The organism is Methanococcoides sp. (genome assembly GCF_030594565.1).
Taxonomy (GTDB): Archaea; Halobacteriota; Methanosarcinia; order Methanosarcinales; family Methanosarcinaceae; genus Methanococcoides; species Methanococcoides seepicolus.
Window position 1 is genome coordinate 1 of sequence record NZ_JAUVEY010000117.1, and the last position, 6,941, is coordinate 6,941.

General features: G+C 41.9%; 8 protein-coding genes and 1 pseudogene. 5 read left to right on the plus strand and 4 right to left on the minus strand.

Annotated elements, in window-relative coordinates; translation table 11 throughout:
* The 3 genes from QAS77_RS09315 to QAS77_RS09325 all read right to left on the minus strand — a co-directional run.
* Positions 1-1,043: HEAT repeat domain-containing protein (locus QAS77_RS09315; protein ID WP_305065129.1), on the minus strand; the 1,043-nt coding region annotated here is incomplete at its 3' end.
* Positions 1,040-1,906: a hypothetical protein gene (locus QAS77_RS09320; protein ID WP_305065131.1), complete on the minus strand. Its 867-nt coding sequence runs from the start codon at positions 1,904-1,906 to the stop codon at positions 1,040-1,042. The genes QAS77_RS09315 and QAS77_RS09320, both read right to left, overlap by 4 nt.
* On the minus strand, positions 1,903-2,448 hold the full coding sequence (locus tag QAS77_RS09325) for a helix-turn-helix transcriptional regulator (RefSeq protein ID WP_305065133.1): 546 nt from the start codon (positions 2,446-2,448) through the stop codon (positions 1,903-1,905). Before QAS77_RS09325 ends, QAS77_RS09320 begins: the two co-directional genes overlap by 4 nt.
* Before the next feature lie 445 nt (positions 2,449-2,893).
* On the opposite strand from QAS77_RS09325, the gene QAS77_RS09330 reads away from it, so the two are divergent.
* A complete protein-coding gene (locus QAS77_RS09330; RefSeq protein WP_305065135.1) occupies positions 2,894-3,901 on the plus strand; it encodes a hypothetical protein in 1,008 nt (335 codons plus the stop codon).
* A gap of 159 nt (positions 3,902-4,060) precedes the next feature.
* Here the strand turns inward: QAS77_RS09330 and QAS77_RS09335 are convergent, their stop codons facing one another.
* Positions 4,061-4,324, minus strand: coding sequence for a hypothetical protein (locus QAS77_RS09335; RefSeq protein ID WP_305065137.1), 264 nt, complete (start codon positions 4,322-4,324; stop codon positions 4,061-4,063).
* Positions 4,325-4,440: 116 nt separating this feature from the next.
* Here QAS77_RS09335 and QAS77_RS09340 point away from each other — a divergent pair, with 116 nt between their 5' ends.
* From QAS77_RS09340 to QAS77_RS09355, 4 genes and pseudogenes are all read left to right on the plus strand, one after another.
* The gene (locus QAS77_RS09340; RefSeq protein WP_305065138.1) at positions 4,441-5,448 is read left to right on the plus strand and encodes a bifunctional N(6)-L-threonylcarbamoyladenine synthase/serine/threonine protein kinase; all 1,008 of its coding nucleotides are present in this window, start codon (positions 4,441-4,443) and stop codon (positions 5,446-5,448) included.
* Entirely contained in the window at positions 5,448-6,020 is a 573-nt protein-coding gene (locus QAS77_RS09345; protein ID WP_305065140.1) for a Kae1-associated kinase Bud32, read from the plus strand. The genes QAS77_RS09340 and QAS77_RS09345 overlap by 1 nt, the downstream gene beginning before the upstream one ends.
* On the plus strand, positions 6,013-6,558 hold the full coding sequence (locus tag QAS77_RS09350; protein ID WP_250867865.1) for an XTP/dITP diphosphatase: 546 nt from the start codon (positions 6,013-6,015) through the stop codon (positions 6,556-6,558). Before QAS77_RS09345 ends, QAS77_RS09350 begins: the two co-directional genes overlap by 8 nt.
* Before the next feature lie 32 nt (positions 6,559-6,590).
* A pseudogene (locus tag QAS77_RS09355) lies at positions 6,591-6,941 on the plus strand (hypothetical protein); the annotation flags it as partial.

The window sequence follows — 6,941 nt, forward strand, 5'->3', positions numbered from 1 at the left end:
CCCAGGGCATATGCTGCATTTTCCTGTACAGATTTATCATTATCATCCAACAGATCAATTAATTTGTCGACTCCGCTACCATTCAGTTTTTCAAGAGCCATGGCGGATTCCTTTACAACGAACTCTTCATCTCTTCTTAATGCAGTAGTAAGAGCGGGTATTGCTTCACTATTGCCCAGTTCCCCAAGGGCGATTGCGGCACTGCTTGGGACCGACCAATCTTCATCTTTTAACATCTGTATCAGGGGCTCCACTGCATCATCATCTCCAATCTGTCCAAGAGCAATTGCAGCATTACTGCGAACTTCCCGGGGTTCACTTGTATTGCTCATGACCTGAATAAGGGGGGCTATAGCTTTTTTGTTTCCAATGTTCCCAAGACCTCTGGCTGCATGCCTCCTGACATACCGGTCATCGTCCTCAAGGGCAACGATCAGAGCATCCAATGTTCTTTCATCTCCCAGCTCAGCAAGAATGATTGCAGTATTTCTTCGAGTGGTTGCATCCTCACTGTTCAGTTTTTCAATAAAATATTCAATGTCCTCGTCTGCGATCATGCAAAGTACATACATCAGGTTTGCCCGGAATTCGGGTTTGCCGTTATCCAGGAATGTGTAAATGAGCATTTCTGTTGCAGGGTCGCCAAATTGTAGAAGGTTCTCTGATACTTCTATTACGAGTGCAGGATTATTCTCTTGCAGGACTGAAATAAGGGGTGATATTGATCTTCCTTCTCCTATCTCTGCAAGAGCATCCGCTGCACTGATACGAATGCTATCAGATTCATTCTTGTTCATTAGTATTCCTGTCAGAATATCCGTGGAATCCCCATCACCAATTTTAGTCAGGTTCCCGATCGTTTCCTGACGGATAGATTCGTTCTCACTTTTAATATCCTCAAGGGCAAGTTCTTTATCTGGAGTCTTGTCCGTATCAATGCAACCAATAGAAAAACCGGTTACTAATATGATCAGCAGGCAAATGTTTATGATCCTTCTGCAGTTTAATGAATATTTAACTGAAATATCTGATACTATACTCATGATGATTCCTCCGCCAGATCATTACTATCTGGAATGATCAATTCTGACGAAATATTTTGGTTGTTCCAGTTAACTTCCACAGTCACAAGATATGCTTCTCCCGTTTTCCCCTTAACAACACTTTTCAGGGGCCTGTATGATTCGTCGGAAACTCCGGTATTCGATAGTTCAATAATTGCTGCTGGCAGGTCCCTCCAGTCCCTCAATGAAGTTTTCGTATTTCCACCGACATAATACTGATAGCTTTCCGAGGATAGGATTTCTCCTGATTGAAGGTCAGATATTATGATAGTTGCATCGACATCTTCTGCTCTACCAGGACCTTCATTTAGAATGTAGCCATCTATCATATAGATCAGCATATCATCGGATCGCTTTTCCGTGTACTCCAGTTCCACCGATAATTTAGGTGGCAGAACCCTAATTGATGTCACCTTTTCATCAATGACCTGCTCATTTTGGTAAAGTTTAACTTCCACGTCATAAGTTCCGGTTGCTTCATAGCCAATAAGCACCAGTATCCTATTTTCCCCTGGTGACAAAGTTACCTTTCCGGATATGGCGTCATGGTCATAGAGATCCTGGCTTTCACCAGGTATGCCTGATATCATCATTCTAGAAGTCGATATACCTCTTCCATCATCATCCACAAAAGCATTTTTCACATCGAGATTGATATCAACCATATGACTTTCATTGTTCTGTATAACGACCTCTAACTGACCAATCAGATTCAAACCTAATGTTGGGGGAGCGTTTAAAGCAACAATACTAACATTATCGCTTTCCCCTTTATGCAGAAATATTCCTGCAAATATCAGTATGAAAATGACCAATGCAATGATTAGAAATTCTTTTCTCATTTCGTTTCACCCCTTATGTCATCAGCCAGTGAGATGCAATTTGTAAGTCCATATTTACTTTTCTTGACAATTCCACGCTTTTCAAGATTGATGAGGATTCTTGATACCTTGGCTTTTGAAAAATCAAGGGAATTTACAAGTTCATTCTGAAGGATACGACCATCGCTATTCAAGATAATTCTAACAGTTTTCTTTTCATCCCCGCTAAGGGCTTTCAATATAATAGCTGAAATATCCCGGTTTATTTCCTCTTGACGAATTTCAAATGAGTTCTTTTCCGTAGGTTCCGGTTCATGGAAATCGGTCTGAAGGATACCATGATCAAGAAGTATCAAAGCGAGGCAAAATCCACATAGGAGGGCAGAGGACAGTAGCAGGTATGCTTCATTGATCGTATATTTGTAAGGAATATCTACTATCTTGAAAGCATCGCCTTCTATTTGTATGACAACAGGATTGTTTACCAGAAGTACGTTGATCACAACTATACTTGATATTATGAAGATTCCTATTGTCACGGTTGTTCTGATTTTGGACTTCATCAATTACACCATCTCACTTTCTACAAATTGTACTAAGTGTGAAACGAATTATATAATTTGGCTTTGACTGGAAGTTGAAACGTCTCATATTTGTAAGACCATTGCTTGTTGATATTGAAAATCAAATTTCTTATAATAACTCACTTCCCAATAATATTTTAATGTACTGCTATTTTAATGTGGTCTTGAAGATCGATAAATTAAGGATTGGGTGAAAATTAGAAATGCTTTAAACGTAAAAAGAACCAAAATAATTAGGATATGTGGAAGTCCTCAAATTAACTAAAACACATTTGACATACTTGTCAATTTTGTGTGTCAATACAGAAAACGGCAAACAGGGAAAAGAATATAACAGGCGTGGATAATTTATTGCTTAGGTGGGATGAACATTAAATACATCAAAAATCTCAGCAATATAGAAATTAGCAAAATAATACTAGTAATGTTCCTAATTAGTTCAATGTTGCTTGCAGGGGGATGTATAGATTCAAAAGAACCCGATCAGCAGATCGGTGAATTGAATTTTATTCTGGTGCCTGAAAAGACACAGGTACAGGAAGGTGAAATTTTCAAAATTCACTTGATGTTAACAAACGTTGGTAACAAAACTATCAATGTGTGGAAGATGGAAGAACAAGTGAGTTATGATATTAATTTCTTATTCCCAAATGGTTCTAAAGTGCCATATGAATGTGGAGTAAGTTCAAGAGTGCCGTTAAATAATGATGACCTTGTTGAACTCCATCCTGGGCAATCTCTTAATGCTACCTTTAGTTCAAAGTGTTGGAACTTGGATAATGGTGAGTATATACTCAATGCCGTATATCACACTTCAAGGGGTGAATCAATTACAAAACCTTATTGGATGGGCATGGTGGCATCAAATAACTTCACCATAGATATCGTGAAAGAAAAGGAATTACCCATTGAGGCAACCGAACAGATGGATGGTGCTTTTGTGGGAGAGACCCTCATGGTTAGTGCCCTTCTTGAATTCTTAAGCTATGAAGATCTGAGCGATCGGTCTGATGTAATTTTAATAGGTACGGTCAAGGAGATACTTCCAAGTAAATGGAACACTGCTGACGGAAAGAGGCCAACCGATGATATCTATGATCTGGGTTTGCATGATGTTCTCTATACTGATGTCCTGATCAGTGTGGATGGCTATCTCAAAAATCCATTGCTCGAAAAAGAAGTCATAGTTAGAATACAGGGTGGAAGTGACGGTTATGTTTCCATAGATGTGGAGGATGAATCTTCTTTTTCTCTCGGAGAAAGGGTTTTCCTTTATCTGAATAATGACACATGGGCTGATACCAAAGATTTTGGTCCGGAACACTTTGTGGTCACTGGTGCTTCACAGGGCAAATTTACGCTGACCGATGATGGACGAGTTACTCAGTTCGATAGATCCCTTACCTTGGACGAACTTCTGGAGACTATCTAATCGATGTAATATTAACGATGAAATTTATGTTTTCATCCACTTACACTTCATTTCTATGTGCTGATCAGGAGGAGCTAACTTATTCTGTCGGTATTATAACCGCGTGAGTTTCCCTTAAAAAAGATGTAACAAAGAATATATCAGAAAAAAGTAGAGGTGTTAGAGTGTCCTGCCTTTCAGGATCTTCTCTATGACCGGCTTGTTCTGAAGGTTGTCTGTCATCCTTGCTTTGTCTATCCACATGTCAGAAGCGGACTGTAATCCTGCTGACTTGTGTGGCATATATTCGATGCCATCAAGGGCAGGCAGTTCATTGTTTAAGGATGGCGGAATGTGAAGGCCAAGGTTCGTTGTCCCGACAGTGTGGAGCATTTCCTTGGTTTTGACATCAGGTTTTTTTGCTGTTGATTCCTTTTCTTCCATGGATGTGGATTGGTTTGCTAAGTACTAAAACGTTTCTCAATGGAATGACAAGTTATATGTAATGCATTAAATCTAATACACACAAAAACCATTATTTCTAAAAGGAGACTAATTTATTGACAACTGTTCTCGGTATAGAAGGTACAGCCTGGAATTTAAGTGCAGCAATTGTTGACGAAGATGATGTTATCGCAGAGGTGACCGAGACATATCAGCCAAAGACCGGAGGTATTCATCCAAGGGAAGCTGCACAGCATCATGCTCTGTATGCATCCGATGTTATTGAAAGATTGCTGAGGGAATATCAGGATAAAGGTTATTCTCCTCAAAATATCGATGCTATTGCGTTTTCACAGGGGCCGGGATTGGGGGCATGTCTGAGGACAGTTGCCACATCTGCAAGGGCACTGGCATTGTCGCTGGACATTCCGCTTGTGGGTGTGAATCACTGTATCGGGCATGTTGAGATCGGACGCTGGAAAACGCCGGCATTTGATCCTGTGGTGCTGTATGTCAGTGGCGGGAACTCGCAGGTGCTTGCTCACAGGGCTGGAAAGTATAGGATATTCGGGGAAACCCTTGATATCGGCATAGGGAATGCCCTTGATAAATTTGCGAGGGGTGCAGGGCTGACCCATCCGGGTGGTCCCAAGGTGGAAGAGTATGCCAGGAAAGCTACAAGCTATGTGAAAATGCCATATGTTGTAAAGGGTATGGATTTCTCATTTTCAGGGCTATCCACTGCTGCAACGGATGCTTTGAAGGATAATTCCCTTGAAGATGTCTGTTATTCTTTCCAGGAGAATGCTTTTGCAATGCTTGTGGAGGTGACCGAGCGTGCACTGGCCCATACCGGTAAGAGTGAAGTGCTTCTTGCAGGAGGTGTGGGTGCGAACATGCGACTTCGTGAAATGCTTGATGTCATGTGTGAGGACAGAGGTGCAAGCTTCTACGTGCCTGAAAAACGTTTCATGGGTGACAATGGTGCCATGATAGCTTATACAGGTCTGTTGATGTTCGATTCAGGGACCACTTTACCGATTGAAAGTTCTCATGTGGACCCGAGCTTCAGGCCGGATACGGTCGATGTGACCTGGATAGCTGATGAACAGGAGGTTCTGTGATGTATCTTCAAAGTGGAGCTGAAGCGGTGGTTTCCCTTAAAGATGGTTTCATCATCAAGGACCGTATCCCGAAAAGATACAGGGTTGCGGAACTGGACGAGAGGATACGCAAGGAAAGGACGCGTGCAGAAGCTCGATTGATGTCCGATGCAAGGCGTTGTGGAGTGCCTACTCCAATAATACATGATATTTATGATTTTACCATCGAAATGGAATATATCGACGGCAAGCCCGTAAAATATGTTATTGATGAAACGATGTGTAAGCTTATGGGCAAGCTTATCGGAAGGCTGCACAGTGGCGGTATAATCCATGGTGATCTGACAACTTCCAATATGCTTTACAGCGGCGATCGTATCTACCTTATCGATTTCGGGCTTGCATATGTGGATGGATCGGTCGAATCTAGAGGTGTTGACATCCATGTTCTGTTCCAGACACTTGAGAGCACACATCCGGATCATGAGGTATTGATAAAGGCATTCAGTCGCGGTTATAGGATAACCCTTGATATGGCGGATGAAGTGCTGGATAGAGTTAAAGAGATTGAAAAGAGGGGCCGTTATGCGTGAAATGGTATTTGTAACAGGAAATAAAGGTAAATTCAGTGAGGCAAAAGAGATACTTGCAGCTAAGGATATTGAACTTATGCAGAATAAGGATGGCTATCCTGAACTTCAGGAAGACGAACTTGAACCTATAGCTGCATATGGTGCAAAATACTGTGCTGAAAAGTTAAAACATCCTGTAATGGTGGATGACTCGGGTCTTTTCATAAATGCACTGAATGGTTTTCCGGGTCCTTATTCCGCATTCGTGGAAGACAACCTTGGTAATCAGAAGGTCTTAAAGCTCATGGAAGATGAGTCTGACCGGAGTGCTGTTTTTAAGTCGGTCATCGGCTATTGCGAACCCGGAGGAGAACCTGTGACCTTTACTGGCACCGTCGAAGGTGAGATCGCCTATGAAGAGCGTGGAAGTGGGGGATTTGGTTACGATCCTATCTTCGATTATAAGGGACAGACATTCGGCGAGCTTGGTACCGAGGAGAAAAATAAAATGTCCCATCGCAAAAGAGCGCTGGACAAGTTCTTCGCCTGGCTTGACTGAACACAAGATACTGCAATTTTTAGGTGGATGATATGAATTCTCTTCAACGGTTCTTAGCTGACACTCGGGGTGTTGACACTATACCGTTGAAGATGGTGTTCTATCTCTCAATTGCAGGCATGATAATCCTGATGACCGCGTTTTCGTGGAACAACATTTCTCCTGTGGTCGATGATGCTCACGTGGACAAACAATTCGAGGATGTTGCACTTGGGATATCATCTATTCAGAATGGATATGCCAGGGACATCTCAAGTAATGATGTTGAAGGCAGTATGGGTGTCCTTGACCTTTCATTGCCAGAACATGTGGATTATGTCTCATTCGGTGTCGATCCCGATCCGGATATGGATGGTAATCTGACGAATACGGAATGGGCTGTG

Coding starts and splice junctions, on each gene's coding strand:
- QAS77_RS09320 (WP_305065131.1), bottom strand. CDS start 1,906: ATGAGAAAAGAATTTCTAATCATTGCATTGGTCATTTTCATACTGATA.
- QAS77_RS09325 (WP_305065133.1), bottom strand. CDS start 2,448: ATGAAGTCCAAAATCAGAACAACCGTGACAATAGGAATCTTCATAATA.
- QAS77_RS09330 (WP_305065135.1), top strand. CDS start 2,894: ATGTTCCTAATTAGTTCAATGTTGCTTGCAGGGGGATGTATAGATTCA.
- QAS77_RS09335 (WP_305065137.1), bottom strand. CDS start 4,324: ATGGAAGAAAAGGAATCAACAGCAAAAAAACCTGATGTCAAAACCAAG.
- QAS77_RS09345 (WP_305065140.1), top strand. CDS start 5,448: ATGTATCTTCAAAGTGGAGCTGAAGCGGTGGTTTCCCTTAAAGATGGT.
- QAS77_RS09350 (WP_250867865.1), top strand. CDS start 6,013: ATGCGTGAAATGGTATTTGTAACAGGAAATAAAGGTAAATTCAGTGAG.